Source organism: Parvibium lacunae (assembly GCF_003335215.1).
GTDB lineage: Bacteria > Pseudomonadota > Gammaproteobacteria > Burkholderiales > Burkholderiaceae_D > Parvibium > Parvibium lacunae.
Genome location: NZ_QPGB01000002.1, coordinates 98,482 through 116,883, shown reverse-complemented (window position 1 = coordinate 116,883; position 18,402 = coordinate 98,482). Strand labels below are relative to the sequence as shown.

General features: G+C 51.2%; 24 protein-coding genes and 3 tRNA genes. 8 read left to right on the top strand and 19 right to left on the bottom strand.

The features are described from left to right. Nucleotides 1-3: 3 nt before the first annotated feature. The gene (gene zigA / locus DU000_RS04605; RefSeq protein ID WP_114402206.1) at nucleotides 4-1,203 is read right to left on the bottom strand and encodes a zinc metallochaperone GTPase ZigA; all 1,200 of its coding nucleotides are present in this window, start codon (nucleotides 1,201-1,203) and stop codon (nucleotides 4-6) included. 109 nt (nucleotides 1,204-1,312) lie between these two features. Between zigA and DU000_RS04600 the strand changes: the two genes are divergently transcribed. After that, nucleotides 1,313-1,684 carry a Fur family transcriptional regulator gene (locus DU000_RS04600; protein WP_114402205.1) on the top strand — a complete coding sequence of 124 codons (372 nt, stop codon included), beginning with the start codon at nucleotides 1,313-1,315 and terminating at the stop codon, nucleotides 1,682-1,684. A gap of 105 nt (nucleotides 1,685-1,789) precedes the next feature. Here the strand turns inward: DU000_RS04600 and DU000_RS04595 are convergent, their stop codons facing one another. The 5 genes from DU000_RS04595 to DU000_RS04575 all read right to left on the bottom strand — a co-directional run bounded on the left by DU000_RS04595 (nucleotide 1,790) and on the right by DU000_RS04575 (nucleotide 4,563). After that, a complete protein-coding gene (locus tag DU000_RS04595; RefSeq protein WP_114402204.1) occupies nucleotides 1,790-2,467 on the bottom strand; it encodes an aquaporin in 678 nt (225 codons plus the stop codon). A 13-nt stretch (nucleotides 2,468-2,480) separates the two neighbouring features. Next, a complete protein-coding gene (locus DU000_RS04590) occupies nucleotides 2,481-2,963 on the bottom strand; it encodes an arsenate reductase ArsC (RefSeq protein WP_114402203.1) in 483 nt (160 codons plus the stop codon). 30 nt (nucleotides 2,964-2,993) lie between these two features. Further along, nucleotides 2,994-3,560, bottom strand: coding sequence for an ArsI/CadI family heavy metal resistance metalloenzyme (locus DU000_RS04585; RefSeq protein ID WP_205074015.1), 567 nt, complete (start codon nucleotides 3,558-3,560; stop codon nucleotides 2,994-2,996). Between the two features lie 12 nt (nucleotides 3,561-3,572). Beyond that, the gene (locus tag DU000_RS04580; protein ID WP_114402202.1) at nucleotides 3,573-3,911 is read right to left on the bottom strand and encodes an ArsR/SmtB family transcription factor; all 339 of its coding nucleotides are present in this window, start codon (nucleotides 3,909-3,911) and stop codon (nucleotides 3,573-3,575) included. Between the two features lie 145 nt (nucleotides 3,912-4,056). Then, nucleotides 4,057-4,563, bottom strand: a complete 507-nt coding sequence (locus DU000_RS04575) for a fasciclin domain-containing protein (RefSeq protein ID WP_114402201.1) — start codon at nucleotides 4,561-4,563, stop codon at nucleotides 4,057-4,059. Nucleotides 4,564-4,823: 260 nt separating this feature from the next. On the opposite strand from DU000_RS04575, the gene pstS reads away from it, so the two are divergent. The 7 genes from pstS to DU000_RS04540 all read left to right on the top strand — a co-directional run bounded on the left by pstS (nucleotide 4,824) and on the right by DU000_RS04540 (nucleotide 9,099). After that, nucleotides 4,824-5,864 carry a phosphate ABC transporter substrate-binding protein PstS gene (gene pstS / locus DU000_RS04570; RefSeq protein ID WP_114402200.1) on the top strand — a complete coding sequence of 347 codons (1,041 nt, stop codon included), beginning with the start codon at nucleotides 4,824-4,826 and terminating at the stop codon, nucleotides 5,862-5,864. A gap of 85 nt (nucleotides 5,865-5,949) precedes the next feature. After that, on the top strand, nucleotides 5,950-6,900 hold the full coding sequence (gene pstC / locus DU000_RS04565; protein WP_240001801.1) for a phosphate ABC transporter permease PstC: 951 nt from the start codon (nucleotides 5,950-5,952) through the stop codon (nucleotides 6,898-6,900). Next, nucleotides 6,897-7,820 carry a phosphate ABC transporter permease PstA gene (gene pstA, locus DU000_RS04560; RefSeq protein WP_420812104.1) on the top strand — a complete coding sequence of 308 codons (924 nt, stop codon included), beginning with the start codon at nucleotides 6,897-6,899 and terminating at the stop codon, nucleotides 7,818-7,820. Before pstC ends, pstA begins: the two co-directional genes overlap by 4 nt. A gap of 46 nt (nucleotides 7,821-7,866) precedes the next feature. Next, entirely contained in the window at nucleotides 7,867-8,658 is a 792-nt protein-coding gene (gene pstB, locus DU000_RS04555) for a phosphate ABC transporter ATP-binding protein PstB (RefSeq protein ID WP_240001800.1), read from the top strand. 143 nt (nucleotides 8,659-8,801) lie between these two features. Then, nucleotides 8,802-8,878: transfer RNA gene (locus DU000_RS04550), tRNA-Pro, on the top strand. Between the two features lie 55 nt (nucleotides 8,879-8,933). Further along, nucleotides 8,934-9,010 (top strand) — tRNA-Arg (locus DU000_RS04545). Nucleotides 9,011-9,023: 13 nt separating this feature from the next. Beyond that, nucleotides 9,024-9,099: transfer RNA gene (locus DU000_RS04540), tRNA-His, on the top strand. Between the two features lie 70 nt (nucleotides 9,100-9,169). On the opposite strand, the gene DU000_RS04535 is transcribed toward DU000_RS04540, so the two are convergent. From DU000_RS04535 to ruvC, 13 genes are all read right to left on the bottom strand, one after another. After that, a complete protein-coding gene (locus DU000_RS04535; protein ID WP_114402198.1) occupies nucleotides 9,170-9,460 on the bottom strand; it encodes a SemiSWEET transporter in 291 nt (96 codons plus the stop codon). A gap of 13 nt (nucleotides 9,461-9,473) precedes the next feature. Further along, nucleotides 9,474-10,184 carry a 7-cyano-7-deazaguanine synthase QueC gene (gene queC, locus DU000_RS04530; protein ID WP_114402197.1) on the bottom strand — a complete coding sequence of 237 codons (711 nt, stop codon included), beginning with the start codon at nucleotides 10,182-10,184 and terminating at the stop codon, nucleotides 9,474-9,476. Nucleotides 10,185-10,189: 5 nt separating this feature from the next. Continuing rightward, nucleotides 10,190-10,984 carry a tol-pal system protein YbgF gene (gene ybgF, locus DU000_RS04525; protein ID WP_114402196.1) on the bottom strand — a complete coding sequence of 265 codons (795 nt, stop codon included), beginning with the start codon at nucleotides 10,982-10,984 and terminating at the stop codon, nucleotides 10,190-10,192. Between the two features lie 26 nt (nucleotides 10,985-11,010). Then, nucleotides 11,011-11,568 carry a peptidoglycan-associated lipoprotein Pal gene (gene pal, locus DU000_RS04520; RefSeq protein WP_114402195.1) on the bottom strand — a complete coding sequence of 186 codons (558 nt, stop codon included), beginning with the start codon at nucleotides 11,566-11,568 and terminating at the stop codon, nucleotides 11,011-11,013. Nucleotides 11,569-11,603: 35 nt separating this feature from the next. Next, nucleotides 11,604-12,902, bottom strand: a complete 1,299-nt coding sequence (gene tolB, locus DU000_RS04515; protein ID WP_114402194.1) for a Tol-Pal system beta propeller repeat protein TolB — start codon at nucleotides 12,900-12,902, stop codon at nucleotides 11,604-11,606. 33 nt (nucleotides 12,903-12,935) lie between these two features. Next, on the bottom strand, nucleotides 12,936-13,715 hold the full coding sequence (locus tag DU000_RS04510) for an energy transducer TonB (protein ID WP_114402193.1): 780 nt from the start codon (nucleotides 13,713-13,715) through the stop codon (nucleotides 12,936-12,938). Between the two features lie 18 nt (nucleotides 13,716-13,733). Beyond that, on the bottom strand, nucleotides 13,734-14,183 hold the full coding sequence (locus DU000_RS04505) for an ExbD/TolR family protein (protein ID WP_114402192.1): 450 nt from the start codon (nucleotides 14,181-14,183) through the stop codon (nucleotides 13,734-13,736). A 12-nt stretch (nucleotides 14,184-14,195) separates the two neighbouring features. Next, nucleotides 14,196-14,870: a protein TolQ gene (gene tolQ, locus DU000_RS04500; protein WP_114402191.1), complete on the bottom strand. Its 675-nt coding sequence runs from the start codon at nucleotides 14,868-14,870 to the stop codon at nucleotides 14,196-14,198. 64 nt (nucleotides 14,871-14,934) lie between these two features. Beyond that, on the bottom strand, nucleotides 14,935-15,405 hold the full coding sequence (locus tag DU000_RS04495; RefSeq protein WP_114402190.1) for a YbgC/FadM family acyl-CoA thioesterase: 471 nt from the start codon (nucleotides 15,403-15,405) through the stop codon (nucleotides 14,935-14,937). A 118-nt stretch (nucleotides 15,406-15,523) separates the two neighbouring features. Further along, nucleotides 15,524-16,591, bottom strand: a complete 1,068-nt coding sequence (ruvB, locus tag DU000_RS04490; protein ID WP_114402189.1) for a Holliday junction branch migration DNA helicase RuvB — start codon at nucleotides 16,589-16,591, stop codon at nucleotides 15,524-15,526. A gap of 46 nt (nucleotides 16,592-16,637) precedes the next feature. After that, a complete protein-coding gene (gene ruvA / locus DU000_RS04485; protein ID WP_114402188.1) occupies nucleotides 16,638-17,222 on the bottom strand; it encodes a Holliday junction branch migration protein RuvA in 585 nt (194 codons plus the stop codon). 34 nt (nucleotides 17,223-17,256) lie between these two features. After that, the gene (locus DU000_RS04480) at nucleotides 17,257-17,589 is read right to left on the bottom strand and encodes a hypothetical protein (protein ID WP_114402187.1); all 333 of its coding nucleotides are present in this window, start codon (nucleotides 17,587-17,589) and stop codon (nucleotides 17,257-17,259) included. Between the two features lie 27 nt (nucleotides 17,590-17,616). Next, nucleotides 17,617-18,177, bottom strand: coding sequence for a crossover junction endodeoxyribonuclease RuvC (gene ruvC / locus DU000_RS04475; protein WP_114402186.1), 561 nt, complete (start codon nucleotides 18,175-18,177; stop codon nucleotides 17,617-17,619). Nucleotides 18,178-18,402 lie beyond the last annotated feature (225 nt).

The window sequence follows — 18,402 nt, the reverse complement described above, 5'->3', positions numbered from 1 at the left end:
ATCCTAGTTTGGCCAGCCTGGCAGCAGATTAGGCCATGTAGACCAGGTGGCAGGTCCTTGCTTCATTTCCGCATCAGTCAATAAACAAGCATCAAATTGGGCTCGTAACGCGGCTTCATCCATTGCCATACCAATCAGGACGATTTCTTGTCGGGCATCGCCGACGTCTTGGTGCCATTTTTGTAGAATAAGGTTGACAGCCTCTGAATCAGCCGGCCATTTTTCTTTTGGTACAGCAGCCCACCAATAGCCTGCAGGCTCATGCCTTGCTACGGCCCCTGCCTGTGACCATGAACCTGCTAAGGTAGGATGACTGGCTAACCAAAAATAGCCCTTAGATCGCACGACTCCTGGCCACTCGCTATCCACCCACTGCTTGAAACGGGTCGGATGAAATGGCCGGCGAGCACGGTAAACGAAGCTGGTGATTCCATATTCTTGGGTTTCCGGCACATGCTCACCGCGCATTTCTTTAAGCCAGCCGGGGGCTTGTGACGCTTGCTCAAAATCGAACAGGCCGGTAGCCAATACTTTATCAAGCGGAACTTGCCCAAACGAAGCAAGCTCAATTCGTGCGCGAGGATTGAGGCTCTTCAGGATGCCCGTCAGTTGCTCACGTTCAACGGTGTTAATGAGGTCTAATTTGTTCAGTACGATAACATCGCAGAACTCGATCTGCTCAATCAGCAGATCAACCACCGTTCGCTGATCCTCTTCCCCGAGTGACTCTCCACGCCCTTGCAAACTATCGCGTGAGCTGTAGTCCTTTAAAAAATTGAATGAATCGACCACGGTAACCATGGTGTCTAACTGGGCGACATGACTCAGGCTGCGACCGTCCTCGCCTTCAAACGTAAAAGTTTCAGCCACTGGTAGCGGTTCAGAAATACCGGTGGATTCAATCACCAGATAATCAAAACGCACCTCTTTGGCGAGGCGCTCGACCTCCAACAAGAGATCTTCGCGGAGTGTGCAGCAAATACAGCCATTACTCATTTCGACCAACTTTTCCTCGGTGCGGGATAGCTCCGCACCGCCCTCACGCACGAGGGCTGCATCAATATTGACTTCGGACATGTCATTCACAATGACGGCGACACGTCTTCCCTCACGATTGTTTAGGATATGGTTGAGTAACGTGGTTTTCCCGGCCCCCAAGAACCCAGAAAGGACGGTCACTGGCAAGCGCGTTGTCGATTGCATGGCTTGATATCTCCTTTTTTACTAATAGTATTGTATTCTCAATAAGAAGTTGGCACAATCGTATAATCTAGGTACTGTTAGTCCTACGGCAAACCAACCTTGAATCGCTATGGAACGCAAGACCCGACAACGTCAGGCTATTTTGGATGTGATTGTTGATGCGCAGCGGCCGCTACTGGCGCAGGAAGTCCTATTGATGGCCTCGGTAACAGTGCCGCGTCTATCACTGGCCACTGTGTATAGAAACATAAAAGGACTCTATGAGGAAGGACTGCTCAAAGTGGTTCACCTGCCTGGGCAAAACCCACGTTATGAACCTGCGAATAGCACCCACCACCACCACTTTCAATGTCGTCAGTGTGAGCGAGTCTTTGATCTTGAGTCCTGCTTAGGAAATATGGAGCAATTAGCACCTTCTGGTTTCTTGGTAGAAGACCATGAGGTCATCCTCTACGGGCGCTGCGGCGCGTGCGCGGGTTAGGCAATATCTCATCCAGACACTCGCTGGGTTACTCTCGCCGCTATCCATTACCATGGCGAATGGTGAAAGTATTAATGCTTACGTAGGACTAAAATGCTAATGCGATTACTGCTTGCCACCGTGTAGGCAACGAGCTAACCCCCCGCCGACACCTGCGCCAATGAGCTGCGCCATCACAAACCCCGCCACATCACTCGGGGCAATCCCGGCAAAGGTATTGGTGAAGCTACGTGCTAGCGTGACGGCGGGGTTGGCAAACGAGGTAGATGAGGTAAACCAATACGCCGCAGTGATGTAAAGCGCGACGCAGGCAGCGGTGAGTTCCAGTTTGCCACGTGTGGCGATGCATTGAATGACGAGGATTAAACCGGCGGTGGCCGTGATTTCGCCCAACCATTGGGGGCCGCCGGTACGGATATGCGTGGACTGCTGAATCAATGCCAAATCAAACATGCCATGCGCCAGCGCCACACCCAGCAATGCGCCCACTACTTGGCCGATCAGATAGCCCGGCACCTGTGACCACGTAAGTTGTTTTTGCCAGGCACTCAGTAAGGTCACCACGGGGTTGAAATGCGCGCCGGAGAGGGGGCCGAATAAGGTAATCAACACAAACAGGGCGCAGCCGGTGGCGAGGCTGTTCGCCAGCAGTGCCACGGCGGTATTGCCTTGGGCGAGTTGTTCACCCATGATGCCGGAGCCAACCACCACCGCGAGGAGAATGAGTGTGCCGAGCGTTTCGCTAAGATAGGCTGGATAGTGAACAGAATTCGAACGTGACATGCGGCGTCCTCTTTCAATCAGCAAATGATTGGCCAATGCGATCCAGCTCGGCCTTGAGTTGTGCTTTGTCTTCGACTAACTCGGCCAAGGGTAGGGCAAAGAAGGCTTCAATGCGGGCACGAATAATTCGGTAAGCCGTCATAAAGGCTGCATCAATTTCGGCATCAGTACCGGTGGCGTGGGCGGGGTCGGCCACGCCCCAGTGAGCGCGCATGACTGGTCCCAGATAAACAGGACATGTTTCGCCTGCCGCGCTAGCGCAGAGCGTGAGCACAATATTGGGAATGACAGGTAAGTTATCCCAGGATTTGCTGTGATAGCCCTCGGTGCTAATGCCTTCGCGTGCGAGTAGGGCCAAGGCGCGGGGATGCACCTGACCAGTGGGTTTGCTGCCCGCGCTGAGGGCGCGCCACCCAGCAGGGGCGAGGTGATTGAAGGTGGCTTCGGCCAAAATAGAGCGGCAAGAGTTGCCGGTGCAGAGCATAAGAACGTTCATGATATTTCCTAAAAATAGAGTCCGTGTTACTTAACAGCAACGAGCGCCGTTAGTGGAATTGGATGTGCTGCCGCAGTTCCCCGCGCGCTGGGTGCTAAGCTGGGGCAAGCCGACCTTGGCTACTGGGTTAGCAGCGGGAGCGCAGCAGCTAGATGGGGACGAGGACGCTGCATTTCCTTCAGTTGCGCAGGCGGTAGTAGTTTCCGCAGGGTCACGGCCCTGTGCACCGTATGTAGGGATTTGATTGAGGGTGTGAAAGGTTTCCCACGCGATGCCGCTGGGATCCACGCTCCAATGTTTATTCGATTCCGCATAACAGCACTGGCTATTCGTTTGCGCGAGATGGGGCAGGGCCGCCTGTGTAATGCGTTGCTCTAATTCGTTTAGCTCGCCGGCGTTTTCCGCCTGAATACCTAAATGGTCTAAACCGGGGGTTTGCCCGCGTTGAGAAATGGCAAAGTTCACGCGTGGGTCATCGAGCATCCACTTGGCGTAATCTGCCTCAACCTGGCTGGGCTCACTGGCAAAGAGCGCGGAGTAAAAGCCAATACTTTGCTGTAAATCGGCCACAGCGACATGAATATGTAAGCGTTTCATGGATATTCTCCCTTAAGTTTTTTCTGGGGTGGGGCAACAAACAGAGGGGACAGCAGCATCGCAACTGCTACCGCCACAGCAGTTTTCGGTGAGGTAGGTCAGCAAGCTCTGCATGTGCGCTAGGGCAACTTGGTAGCGCACATGACGTCCTTGAATATCTTGTTGGATGAGCCCCGCTTGCAATAGCGTCTTCGCATGAAAAGAAAGGGCACTGGGGGCACAGTCAACCGCTTTTGCCAGCTCACCGGCCAGCATGCCATTTTGTCCTGCGACCACCAGCAGGCGAAAAATGGCCAGTCGGTGGTGCTGTGCGAGTGCGCTCAGTGCGGTGACGGCAGCGGCATCATTCATTTTTATCCAATGGTCTAAATTTCAATATTTCTAATAATATCAAAATATAGGGCTTAAAAATAGGCCGTTCAAGCATGGCTTGTCAGCCTATTAAGCCTATCTGGAGTGGCTTCTGTCCTGAGCGGGGCAGGGCCAAATGTCTAATTTAGCGGCGGGGTGGCATGACAACGGTATCAATGACATGGATCACGCCATTAGTTGCTTCAATGTCAGCCTTGGTGACTAGGGCGTCATCGTAGCCTACAAAGTCACCTGAACGTGAGACGGTAACATTGGCACCATTGACCGTTTTAACGCTGGCATTAGTAACGGCTTTGCTCATTACTTTCCCTGGCAATACATGGAAGGTGAGCACATTTTTCAGGGCTTCTTTGTCTGCCAACAATTTGTCGAGTTGGGCTTTAGGAATCTTGTTAAATGCGGCGTCTGTTGGCGCGAAAACGGTAAAGGGCCCGGTTCCTTTGAGCGTTTCTTCCAAGCCGGCTTGTTTGATTGCTTGGCTAAGAATATTAAATTGACCAGCACTGGCGGCGGTATCAACGAGATTTTTGGGGGTGTTGTCAGGGCCAGTCGCACAACCTGCTGCGAGTAGGCCGGCACCAACGACCAGCGATAATTTTGCGAAAACTTGTTGAATAGATAGGCGTTTCATATTTTCTCCGTACGAGGTTGCTGATAAAAAGCTCGCCCAGATTACTGGAGATATATGACAAAAATATGAATGCTTCGTGACCCGTCTCCGATCAGGCTACTGCAGGGGCATAAAAGCAAGAAATAGAAAGCGACTTGTCATAGTGTTGTCATAATCGCTTCTTAGAATGCGTCCTGTTATCGCTTAGGTGTATTTGTTTTAACTGCGCAAGTTTCGATCTGTTTGAATCACAAGACGCAGCTAATTTTGAAAGGATGTACATGAAAGCTCTGCGAGTCAAGTTGTTAGCCGCAACAGTCTTGGGTGGTATGTTGGCGGTTGCTCAGGCAACAGAAATTACGGGTGCGGGTGCCAGTTTTCCGGCACCGCTATACGCAAAGTGGGCCGATGCCTATCAGAAAGCAACTGGCGTTAAGCTCAACTATCAATCGATTGGATCAAGCGGCGGCATTCGCCAGATCAAAGCGAAAACTGTCGATTTTGGTGCCTCAGATGCCCCGCTCAAGCAAGATGAACTGGATAAAGACGGCATGATTCAGTTCCCGATGGCAATGGGGGGCGTGGTGCCTGTCATGAACTTGGCGGGTGTTCAGCCCGGTCAAATTCGCATGACGCCTGCTATCTTGGCTGATATTTATTTGGGCAAAATCACGAAGTGGAACGACAAGGCATTGACCGATCTGAATCCCAGTGTGAAGCTGCCTGATCAGAACATTTCTGTAGTACGTCGTGCTGATGGTTCTGGTACCACCTTTATTTTCACAAATTACCTGAGCAAAATTAGTGCAGACTGGAAGCAGCGCGTTGGTGAAGGTGCAACGGTGAATTGGCCCGTCGGTCTCGGTGGCAAAGGCAATGAAGGGGTTGCTGCATTTATTCAGCGTATTCCAGCTTCGATTGGCTATGTTGAGTATTCCTACGCCAAGAAAAATAAACTGACCTTTGCGCTGTTGCAAAACAAAGCAGGTAACTATGTTGCACCGGATGATTTAACGTTTAAAGCGGCCGCAGCAGGTGCCAAGTGGAATGAGTCGTTTGCACAAATTCTGACTGATCAGGCTGGTAAGGACGCATGGCCAATCACGGGTGCCACCTTTATTTTGCTCTACAAAAATCAGGAAAAAGCTCAGCAAGGTGCTGAAGTGTTAAAGTTCTTTGATTGGGCCTACAAAAATGGCGACAAAATGGCAGAAGAGTTGGATTACGTTCCCATGCCAGAAAACGTCGCTAACTTGGTACGCGCACAGTGGAGCAGCAGTGTGAAAGATGGTGCAGGCAAAGCCTTATTCAGTAGCAAATAAGTCCGCATTGCTGTAGTAAAGATTGTTATAACAAGATACAACGCCCCGTCAGTTTCCTCGGGGCGTTGGCATGTGTGAGAAAGTCATGGCGAACTCTAAGCAAACTGCTGGCCAAACCGCTGATGTTGTATTTTTTAACGTCACCCGGGCAGCGGCGATCCTGACGCTGATTTTGTTGGCAGGGATTATCTTTTCACTGGTGGTGAGTGCGTGGCCCTCGATCGAGAAATTCGGACTTGGGTTTATGTTTACAACCGATTGGGATCCGCCAGCGGAAAAATTTGGTGCTTTGGTACAGATCTATGGCACCTTGGTCAGTTCTCTTATTGCGCTGATTATTGCTGTGCCGGTTAGTTTTGGAATCGCGCTGTTTCTCACTGAGCTTTCTCCGGTCTGGCTACGCCGACCATTGGGGACGGCAATCGAGCTGCTTGCCGCCATCCCAAGTATTGTTTACGGGATGTGGGGTTTATTGGTTTTTGCGCCGATATTCTCGCAATACTTGCAGTTACCGCTGCAGCGCATGATCGGCGACTGGCCTGTAATTGGTCAGCTAGTACAAGGCCCTCCGGTTGGGATTGGCTTGCTGTGCGCGGGCGTTATTCTCGCGATCATGATCATCCCTTTCATTGCATCAGTGATGCGTGATGTCTTTGAAGTCACGCCAACCATGCTGAAAGAAGCCGCTTATGGGATGGGCTCAACGACTTGGGAAGTGATGTGGAAGGTCGTGTTGCCATACACCAAAGTTGGGGTAATCGGTGGAATTATGCTGGGCTTAGGTCGCGCGATTGGCGAAACAATGGCCGTGACCTTCGTCATCGGCAATACCAATTTATTAAACAGCGCTTCTTTATTTGAGCCGGCCAATAGTATTACCTCGTCATTGGCGAATGAGTTTGCAGAAGCAGGCGGCATGCACACCGCTGCGTTGATGGAATTAGGGCTGATTCTGTTTATCATTACAGCTTTGGTTTTAGCGGCATCGAAATTGCTGTTATTGCGCTTGAGCCGCAATGAGGGAAGCAAATCATGAGCGCCCTTTTAAACGAAACTGCTGAATTGATGCGAGAAGATATGGATAGTCAATCGACAGCCACAAACTTTACCGATAACAATCCGATTCACCGTCAGCGCGTATGGCGCAACCGGATTGCACTAACGCTCTCCATTTTAGCGATGGCCTTCGGCTTGGTTTGGTTGATCTGGATTTTGGTGACGACACTGACCTTGGGGTTGGGCGGGTTATCACTCAGTTTATTCACCGACATGACACCACCGCCGGGTTCTGAAACAGGGGGCTTAGCCAATGCGATTTTTGGTAGTGCTTTAATGGTTGCGCTCGCGACACTCATTGGCGCACCGCTGGGCGTGCTTGCCGGGGTCTATTTGGCGGAGTATGGTCAGCACAATCGCTTGGGTGCTGTCACCCGCTTTATCAACGACATTTTGCTCTCTGCGCCGTCCATCGTTATTGGCTTATTCATTTATGCCCTAGTGGTCGCCAAGATGGGCAACTTTTCCGCTTTTGCGGGTATTTTGGCGTTAGCGCTGATTGTGATTCCTGTGGTCATTCGTACCACAGAAAATATGTTGAAACTGATTCCTGCTGCCTTACGTGAGGCCGCCTTTGCACTAGGAACGCCAAAATATAAAGTCATTTTGAGTGTGACGTTGCGGGCAGCCCGCTCGGGGGTGATGACCGGTATCCTGTTAGCGTTGGCCCGGATTGCAGGAGAAACTGCGCCCTTGTTATTTACCGCGCTCAATAATCAATTTTGGAGTGTGGATGTCATGGAGCCAATGGCGAACTTGCCTGTAACCATCTTCAAGTTTGCGATGAGCCCCTTTGAAGACTGGCAGCGTTTGGCTTGGGCTGGGGTATTCCTGATTACCTTGAGCGTCCTTATTTTGAACATCGTGGCCCGCGTCTTTTTGCGGCCAAATATGAAATAACCCGGCTCGCCGGATATCGATTGCATACTGAAGAGAAGAGACTGCTATGCCAACTATGACTACCGCACAACTGTTGCAAGATCAAAAAATTGCCCTCAAGGTACGTAACTTGAATTTTTATTACGGTAAGTTCCACGCTTTGAAGAATATCAATCTAGACATTCCCGAGAAAAAAGTGACTGCCTTTATCGGGCCCTCTGGTTGCGGCAAGTCGACTTTGCTACGGACATTAAATCGGATGTACTCGCTCTATCCAGAGCAACGCGCTGAAGGCGAAATTCTGTTTGAAGGTGAAAACATTATTACGAGTAAGCGCGATGTTTCTCTGATCCGCGCCAAAATTGGGATGGTTTTTCAAAAGCCAACGCCATTTCCAATGTCGATCTACGAAAATATCTCGTTTGGGGTGAAGTTGTTTGAGCGCTTAACCAAAGCTGAAATGGATGAACGCGTTGAGTGGGCGTTGAGCAAAGCCGCGCTGTGGACTGAAGTGAAAGACAAGCTACATCAAAGTGGTTTTGGTTTATCGGGTGGCCAGCAGCAGCGCTTATGCATTGCGCGTGGCATTGCGATTAAACCAGAGGTGTTACTACTGGATGAACCTTGTTCGGCGCTGGATCCCATTTCGACTTCAAAAATTGAAGAATTGATTCATGAACTGAAAAAAGATTATACCGTCGCCATCGTGACCCACAATATGCAACAGGCGGCGCGCTGCTCCGACTACACGGCTTATATGTATTTGGGTGACCTGGTCGAGTTTGGGGCGACTGACCAAATGTTTATTAAGCCAAGTAAGAAAGAAACTGAAGATTACATTACGGGTCGTTTTGGTTAAACCTGTTTCAACGTTTCTTTGCGTGCGCGATTGGTGGCTAGATGTAGCGCTTACCGGCTTACTCGGTAAAAGCATTGACACCAGCAAAAGCGTAAATCACAGCTTGCTAAAGTAGCTTTTTTCGCGCTATAATGCACAGCTCTCGGGGCGTAGCGCAGCCTGGTAGCGCACCTGATTTGGGATCAGGTGGTCGGACGTTCGAATCGTCTCGCCCCGACCAGTTTTTATTTGAGTATTCAACTCAAACCTCTGTTTGTTGACTGTCTTGTAGAAATCTGCCCGTAGCTCAGTTGGATAGAGCATCGGCCTTCTAAGCCGAGGGTCGCGGGTTCGACTCCTGCCGGGCAGGCCAACCCTCTTTAGTGGCGGACGTAGCTCAGCTGGTAGAGTCCCGGATTGTGATTCCGGTTGTCGTGGGTTCGAATCCCATCGTTCGCCCCAATCTCTTGTAACTTATAAATAAACGCCTACAAGCCTGCCATATTTGGTGGCCGCATGTGTTTGTGTGAAATTAGGCGGCGTTGTCACGCGATGCATCATGCTGGCTTGAAAAGCGTATCTTCATAAACAGAATCAAACAAGCAAGAACGAGTGTGATGCTGTTGGCAATGATAATCGGCCAAGATTGCAAGCACACGCCATAAAGAAGCCATAAGGCCACGCCCAAAGAGAACACGAAGTACATTGGTAAGGAGATGCTCGTGACATCCCGGTTTTTCCAGCAGTGCCAGGCTTGTGGGAAGAAAGCCAAGGTCGTGAGGGTTGCCGCCGCATAACCGAGAATGTCGCTAGGGCTCAACATGACAGACGAGTCTTTATTGGGCTGACTGATAGCGTGTTGGATCAGCCAACCCTGCTTGTTGAAAGCCAATTTTACGGAGCCGGCAGGAATCGCAGACACCACAAGCTTCGCCAGCATCATTCGCTTGATAGCAAGATACGGTCAGCCCATAGTCAACACCCAGTGCATGGCCTTGTTGAATGATTTCTGCCTTGGTGGCATGAATAATTGGCGTATGAATTTCTAATAATTGGCCTTCTATCGCCGCTTTGGTGGCAAGATTTGCCATCGCACTAAACGCTTGTACATAGGCTGGTCGGCAGTCAGGGTAACCCGAGTAATCAACGGCATTTGCCCCAAAGAAAATATGCTGGGCCTGATTTACTTCCGCAAAACCCAGCGCGATGGCGAGCATGATGGTGTTGCGGGCAGGTACATAGGTCACAGGAATCCCGCTGCTTAAGCCTGCTGTTGGTACGGCAATGCTCTCATCCGTTAAGGCTGATCCACCAAACCCCGCAAATGGCCGTAAATCGAGCTGGACGACTTGATGCCGATAAGCGCCCAGCGCATTTGCAATTCGCTTGGCCGCCTGTAATTCAGCGCGATGGCGTTGCCCATAGTCAAAGGACAAGCAGGCACAGTCATACCCTGCTGCGCGGGCAATCGCCAGCACGGTCGTCGAGTCAAGTCCGCCAGAGAGCAAAACAACAGCGCGCTGAGGGGACGAAGGGGCGGCATTCACGATTACTACTTCGGTAATTTGCTCAGCCGTTCTTTCGCTGTTTCGGCTGCGGGTGTCGTTGGATAATCGCGCACAATGGTCTCAAAGGTCTTACGCGCAGCCTTTTTGTCGTTCAGATCAAGTTGGCATGTTCCCATCGTTAACAACGCATCGCTGACGCGGCTATTGTTGGGGTAGGTTTGAACCAGCTTTTCTTGTGTGGTGATCGCGTTCTTACAATCTCGTAATGCATAGTAGGTATTGCCGAGCCACTGATAAATTTGTGGGGCATAGAGGCTTTCCGGAAAGCTACTTAGAAAACGGGGCAAGGAGATCGCCGCTTGTTTGAAATCGCGTGTTTGATAGGGGGCGATTGCTTGCTCATAGGCTTTGATTTCGGCTGGGGCAAGCATGGCAGTATTGCCATCAATCGTAACCGGCTTTGGTTCGAAAGCACTGATACGCTTATCTAAATCAGAATACAAATCGCGTTGCTGCTTTTGCGCTTTGCTCAATTCGTTGAGGATCAATTCTAATTGGCCCCGAAATTGGGCCAGGTCTTTTTGCAATAAGTCTGTCTGTCTGGCTGCTTCGAGCTGACCGCGTGCGCGGGCTTCCAAACCCTCTTCGAGTTTTTGTAATCTGGCTTTGATGTCACTCAATTCCTGATTTTGATCGGCATTGAAAGTATCCAGTCTTTGTCGGAGCTGCAAAATGGCTTTTCGGGCTTCGTCATCGGCAAAGATAGCGGCGTGTGTGTGACTGGCAACAAAGAAAAAGCCGAGCACGCATGCTCGGCATAAGTGAGTTTTCAGCATCATGTAATTCGTCGATAGAGCAGAGTAGATTATTTGTAAACAATATCAGCACGCCGATTTTCTGCCCAAGCCGCTTCATCGCTACCAGTGGCTTTGGGCTTCTCTTCACCATTGCTAATTGCTTCGAGCTGGCTATCACCCACGCCCAGGACGGCTAGCGCTTTACGCACAGCTTCAGCCCGTTTTTGTCCTAAGGCCAAGTTATATTCACGGCTACCGCGCTCGTCCGCGTTACCTTCGATGATGACTTTGGCATTTTTATTTGCCGTGAGATTTTTTGCATGGGCCTGAATCACTGCTTGAAATTCATCTTTAATGACATAGCTATCGTACTCAAAATAGACGCTGCGTTTAGCGAGCAGACCTTCAGGTTGTTTGGCGCCACCATCTTGATTGGCACGGACTGTCACGACATTGTTATTGGCATTGCCTGTGCTGCTGCCACTATTGGCACCGCTGCTGTTAACAGTGCTGACGTTGGCGTCTTTTACTTCTGCCTTTTTGTCGTCTAATTTGACGGATGAGCATGCATTAAGCAAGCTAACTGCGAATACAAGCGCGCCGAGACGCAAGAATTGAGTGGACATGGTTTTCTCCCTAAAAGTGATTAATCAATATATTACTAAAATTTGAGCAATGGCCCCCAGGCCGGATCTCGCGCATCATCCAATGGTAAACGCTGCCGCACCTTGCCGTCTAGACTTGCGCGCAGTAGCGTACTTTTGCGCCCCGCACTGTTTTCATAGACCAACATTCTACCGTTGGGCGCAAAGCTAGGGGCATCATCATTGTTAGAATCTGAGATCCAGATGTCTTGTTGGCTCTCGATATCGTAAACAGCGGCACGGTAAGATCCCTCGCGCCGGGTAATGTAAGCCATCCGTTTACCGTCCTGGCTGACCCTTGGACGGACATTATAGTCGCCCTTGAACGTGACACGGCTGGTCTCGCCGCCGTTCGCAGCGGTTCGATAGATTTGCGGCGAGCCGCCACGGTCTGAGGTGAAGTAGACAAACTGCCCATCGGGTGAAAAGCATGGGTCAGTATCAATCCCATTTGAATTCGTCAGGCGACGCAGATTTGTCCCATCGGCACCCAGCAAGTAAACCTGCTGCAATCCTTCGCGGGACAAGACAACCGCGAGTTGACGGCCATCTGGCGACCAGGCGGGCGCACTGTTGCTGCCTTTGAAGTTGGCGACCGGTAAGCGTCGCCCTTCGGTGATCCAATGAACATAGATAACTGGTTTCTTGGTTTCATAAGAAACATAGGCCAAGCGCATTCCATCTGGCGACCAGGCCGGAGACAAGATGGGTTCGCGTGAGACTAAAACCGCAATTGGGTTAGCACCATCATAATCGGCAACGCGAAGTTCCCAGCTCGTTGAACTTGGTTTGGTGACAAAGGCAATTTTAGTGCTGAAAATGCCGGGCTCACCGAGCAGGCGTTCGTAGATCAGATCAGCGATCCGATGCGCGGCAAAGCGTGGGCTATCGGCGGTAAAGGTTTGGTTGAACAAACTGGTTTGCTTCACCAAATCCACCAATCTGACTCGAATATCCCAACTGCCGTTAGCCAAGCGCTGAACGCTGCCGCTCAGTAGTACATCGGCACCACTGCGTTGCCACTCAGCGAAAGCGAGCGGCGTCGTTTCGGTGAGTTTGCTGTCCGCACTAATGTCCAGTAGCCGAAATGCGCCGGTGTTTTGTAAATCATTACGGATCAAGCTGCTGATCTCTGTATTCCCCTCATTATTTAAGGGGGCAATAATGATCGGAATCTGTGCATTACCGGTGCCACGAATGTCGATTCGCATCTGCGCCAAGCTCGTTGAGTGTTGAGCCAGAGTGAGTAAACCGCCGAGCCCCACTGCGCCTTGTAGATAATGCCGTCGCGTTAATTGCATAGATGTTCTACTCATGTTGTTTCATTCCTAAATCATACCGGATAAGGCCTAGGGTGTGCTGTCATCAAGAGGCCGAAAGCCAATGTCTATATGGCGCGGCATCGACCCTGTTTTCGGGCGGGGTAAGGGGTCACAATTCCGAATTGCCCTTTCCACTGTTTCATCCCAAGTACGCTGTCCGCTCGTTTTGAGCAGTTTTACTTCAATGTGTGTGCCATCGGGCAGTAATTCGATGCGGTACAGTGCTTCGGGGTTCCCGTTTAGCGTGGCTAATTTGCGTATGTGCGGGCGAATGCAGCCGCGTACTTGACTGGCAAACTCATTATCATTGCGCCCTTGGCTCCGGCTGGCTGTGCTTTGGCTGTCGTTTCCCTTCGCTTCCGGACTGGCTTTACCAAACAAACGATCTAGCTCTTGCTGGCGTAATTTTTCGCGCAGGGCCTCGGCTTGTTTGTTGGATTCCGATGCCGGAGTTTGTACAGGCGGCTTAGTTACCGGGGTCTTCTCGGGGGGGGGTGGTTTTTTTTCAGGTAAAGCGATAGCCGGTTTTTCCTGAATAGCCGGTGCTGGCCGTTCAACCGGTTTTGCAAGAGGAGTCGGTGGGACAGGGGGCTCGGGTGGCGGCGCTGGGCGCCCCGCAGTGACAGGCAAGCTAGACCAGATCTCAGCCTCAACTGCCTCAGTTTGCCTGCTGCGCCAATCAACATGCATTAATAGCCCCAGTAACAAGAGACTGTGCATCAGTACGGCCAGGCCGAGCGAACGGAGCTGCCAACGCTGCGAGCGCTGGATTGGATGCCGTGTATCAATCGTCAAACTCACAGACATAGCCTACGTTACCTTAGCTTACGGTGCATTCTCTGGGTTGACCAGGAGCCCGACCTTCTGAATTTGCCGCTTTTGTAAGCTGCTTAAGGTTTGCATGACCAGTTCGTAGCGTATTGATTTATCCGCCGCAATCACGACCGCCAACTCAGGATCTTCGCGCTGTAGTTCGGCGACTCGCAGGGGTAAATCATTTTTGTTGATGGGCTGCTCCTGGCTTTGGCCATTTTTATCTCGCTGGCGTAACAATAAATCCCCATTACTTTTGAGAATCACTTCGAGTGGGGGGCGCTGGGGGCTGGTAGATTTTGCAACACTGGGTAAATCGACGGTACCCGGATTAATCATGGGTGCGGCCACCATGAAAATAATCAGTAAGACCAGCATGACATCAATATAAGGAACCACATTGATGTCATTCATCATGCGCCGGCCACGGCCACCGCGGGAGCTTCTTTGCACAGCTGCCATTGTGATCTGTCCTTATTTTTGCCGCTGCAGAATATTGAGAAATTCTTCCATAAAACTTTCAAAACGAATTGCCAAGCGGTCAATTTGTGAGGCATAGCGATTGTAGGCAACCACCGCTGGAATGGCCGCAAATAGACCAATGGCGGTAGCAACGAGTGCTTCCGCGATCCCGGGTGCCACGCTGGCCAAGGTCGCTTGCTGCACATTTGCTAAACCACGAAAGGCGTGCATGATGCCCCATACCGTACCAAACAAACCGACATAAGGACTGACTGAGCCCACCGAGGCGAGGAAGGGTAAGTGCAGTTCAATCTCATCCAGCTCACGCTGATAAGCTGCCCGCATTGCCCGACGCGCACCGTCTAAACAGGCTCCTTGATCGGTATTTTGGAGCTTGCGGACTTTCAAAAATTCGCGCATGCCGGCTTCAAAAATCCGTTCTAAAGAACCTGCGTTTTGCAGATCAGAGGTTGCTTTTTGATAGAGCGCCGATAAGTCGCCACCGCTCCAGAAATTACGCTCGAAGTCATCCGTGAGACGTTTTTCGCGGGATAAACCAAATTTTTTACGGAATATGTAGGTCCATGACCAGAGCGACACGAGTAATAACAGCGCCATCACACATTGCACGACAAAGCTGGCATTCAAAATAAGGGAAAGAATCGAAATGTCGTGCGATACGTTCACAGCGTGCTCCAAATAATGAGTGTTCGTTCTTGAAATGAGTATCTTGCAACAGGGGGTGATTCAGTTATGTGTCTTGCAGCGCGGCAGTGAACAAACTGCGGAAAGGCTGTGCAATCGCTAGCGGCTTCATCTTTATTAAATCTACATAAACTAGTTTCACCTGCGCCCGGTTCAGCAATCTTGGTTCAGCCAGCACTTTACCACCGGATTCAATACAGTAAGTTTCTTGTTTCAGGGTTACAGAAGCATTGCCAACAGCTTCCACCACAACGGATATTGTCAGCAGATCATCTAATCGTCCTGCACGCAGATAATCTAGCTCCATTTTGACGACGACAAAGCCAAATTTCCCATTTCCACCATCATGGCCTTCCAATAATTCAGTTTGATGATGACCCTGGGCACGTAACCATTCGGTGCGGGCGCGTTCGTAAAAGCGCACATAGCTGGCGTGGTAAATCACCCCACCGGCATCGGTGTCTTCGAAATAGATACGGACCTGGTGGTTAAAGTGCGAAGGTGGCAATAGCGACATTACATTCATCTTGCCATTTTAAAGCAGGTGCACTCAGTTTTCGGTGTGGGCGTTACGAATCTTTACGATTCAATGTCTGATTGTGGAGCAATATCTGTGAGACTTTACGCACTGATCGTCATGGCGTATCAAATAACGAGTTTGTACCCACCTCTTTTGGCGCTGATAACCCAAAATGACGATACGCTGCTTGCGTCGCAATGCGGCCGCGTGGCGTGCGTTGCAAGAAACCTTGTTGAATGAGATAGGGTTCGAGCACGTCTTCAATCGTATCGCGTGCCTCCCCAATCGCGGCGGCGAGGTTGTCCACGCCGACCGGGCCGCCATCAAACTTATGCAGAATCGCTTCCAGTAATTTACGATCCATTAAATCAAACCCGGCTTGATCGACATCGAGCATAGATAAAGCCGCATCGGCGAGCTGGGCGGTGACGGTGCCGGTACTTTTGACTTCGGCATAGTCACGCACGCGACGCAGTAAGCGATTGGCAATCCGGGGGGTGCCGCGTGAACGGCGGGCGATTTCAATCGCGCCGCTTTCTTCCATGTCCACATTCAGCAGGCGTGCGGAACGCTGCACGATATGCGTCATGTCTTTGACATTATAAAACTCCAGGCGCGCCACAATCCCAAAACGATCGCGCAGGGGATTGGTGAGCATACCGGCACGGGTAGTCGCGCCGACGAGGGTAAACGGTTGCAAATCTAATTTGACTGAGCGGGCGGCAGGGCCTTCACCGATCATGATGTCGATTTGATAATCTTCGAGGGCGGGGTAGAGAATTTCTTCGACCACCGGTGACAGCCGATGGATTTCATCAATAAATAAAACGTCATTGGCTTCGAGGTTGGTGAGTAAGGCCGCCAGATCACCTGGGCGCTCTAGTACCGGGCCAGAAGTCTGGCGGAGATTCACGCCCAGTTCGCGAGCGATGATGTGAGCCAATGTGGTTTTACCCAGACCCGGCGGGCCAAACAGCAGCACATGGTCGAGCGCTTCTTTGCGTTTGCGGGCGGCCCCAATAAAAATATCGAGCTGCTCCCGCACTTTTTCTTGCCCCACATATTCATCGAGGAGTTGCGGGCGCAGCGCGCGTTCGACGACTTCTTCATTCGGTGAGGCGGCGCTGGGTGTAATCAGCCGATTGGAGGGGGAGTCGCTTTGGATGCTGTCGATTTGAATCATATTTTATTTTGCCGAAGCCCGGTTGTATTCAGTAGTGAAGGGTGCGTCAATTACTTTTCACGAGATGTCTGAGCGCCAGTTTAATCCCTTCTGCGACGCTAACATCGGCGGGTAGGGCTTTGAGGGCGGTGCTACTTTCCTTTTCCGAATAGCCGAGTGCGATCAGGGCTTGTAGGATGTCGTGCTGCTGGTCGCTGCCTGCGGTACCGGGACTGCTGTGACCAAGGTCGGCCCCCAGCTTACCTTTGAGTTCGAGTAGCAAACGCTCTGCCGTTTTTTTGCCAATGCCGGGAACACGCGTGAGCCGGGCCGCCTCTTGCAAACTGACTGCTTGGGCAAGTTCAGCAACGGACAGGCCCGACAAAATCGAGAGCGCCGTACGTGCGCCCACACCCGAAATTTTAATCAGCTGGCGAAAGGTGTTGCGTTCTTCTGCACTGCCAAACCCAAAGAGTTGATGCGCATCTTCGCGGATTGCAAGGTGAGTGAGTAGGGTCACGCTTTGGCCATTCGCCGGCAGGTTGTAGAAGGTGCTCATCGGTACATCGACCTCATAACCCACGCCTTGGACATCCAGCATAATTTGAGGCGGGTTTTTTTCGAGCAGGATGCCGTGGAGTCGACTAATCATAGCGGTGTCTTTCGCAAACTAAGCACTTGGGTAATTACGGGCGTGGGTTATCGAAAAACACATAGGTATTGAAATCGCTGATTTCAAAGTAGACGCGCTTTTCGCCGTTATCGACCACGCCGTTCAAATTTTCATCCAGCACGCCATAGCCATAGCGGTAGGCCCGGGGTTTGCCATCGTCGGTGCCGAGCGCGGTGCTGAGTTTATCAATTTTGAGGAAGCGTTTTACCAGCTTCTCGCCCGCATAAATCTCCAGCACGCCGTTGGTCCCGGTCCAGTTTTGAATTTCTCGGTGAATTTTATTTTGTTGTTCTTGGGTGCAGGCCAAGAGGGCTGTACTGACCAGCACTAGTAATAAAACACGCATGTCATTCTCCAATCTGTGTGGTGCGGTTTAGCTCTGTACCAAGCGGCCTTTACGTACGCGATAGCCTTTGGCGACCAAGCTCGGGGCCAATCCCCCCACCGCTCCCTGCATACTACTACTGTGTACGTGGCAAATCGCGGCAGCCAGGGCATCGGCGGCATCCCGCCCAGGTGGGGTAGGGAGCTTGAGCAGACGTTGCACCATGCTTTGCATTTGTTCCTTGGTCGCGCGTCCGTATCCAACGGTCGCTTGTTTAAGCTGTAAAGCCGTATATTCGGTGACCGGTAAATTCGCATCCACCAACGCACACAGGGCGGCGCCACGGGCTTGTCCGAGCAATAGCGTCGATTGCGGGTTGACGTTGACAAACACTTTTTCAATCGCCGCTAGATCAGGCTGGTAGGTCTGAATGACTTCTCGCACTCCCCGCAAAATCACGCCAAGGCGTTCTGCTAAATCGGCATCGGGTGTTTTGATGGTGCCGCTGGCGAGGTAGCTAATCTGGCTGCCGGTTTGCACAATCACGCCAAAGCCAGTGACGCGCAGGCCGGGGTCAATACCAAGGATTTTACGGCTGGCTGCTTGCATGAAAGTAAATGAGTGGGTTTATATACAGTATACGTTTATTTGAACAGCTTGTCCGGTTTCAAGAAAAAATGCCCTTAAGACGCTGGGTAAGCGTGGCATTTTTGCGTGCTGGCGGGAATTATTTGGGCCTTAACAGCCTAAAAATAAGGTATTTGCCCGTTGAAACTTGACCAAGAGGGGTTAAAACGGTATTTTTACGAGTTCTTTCCGCCGCGATAGTCGCGG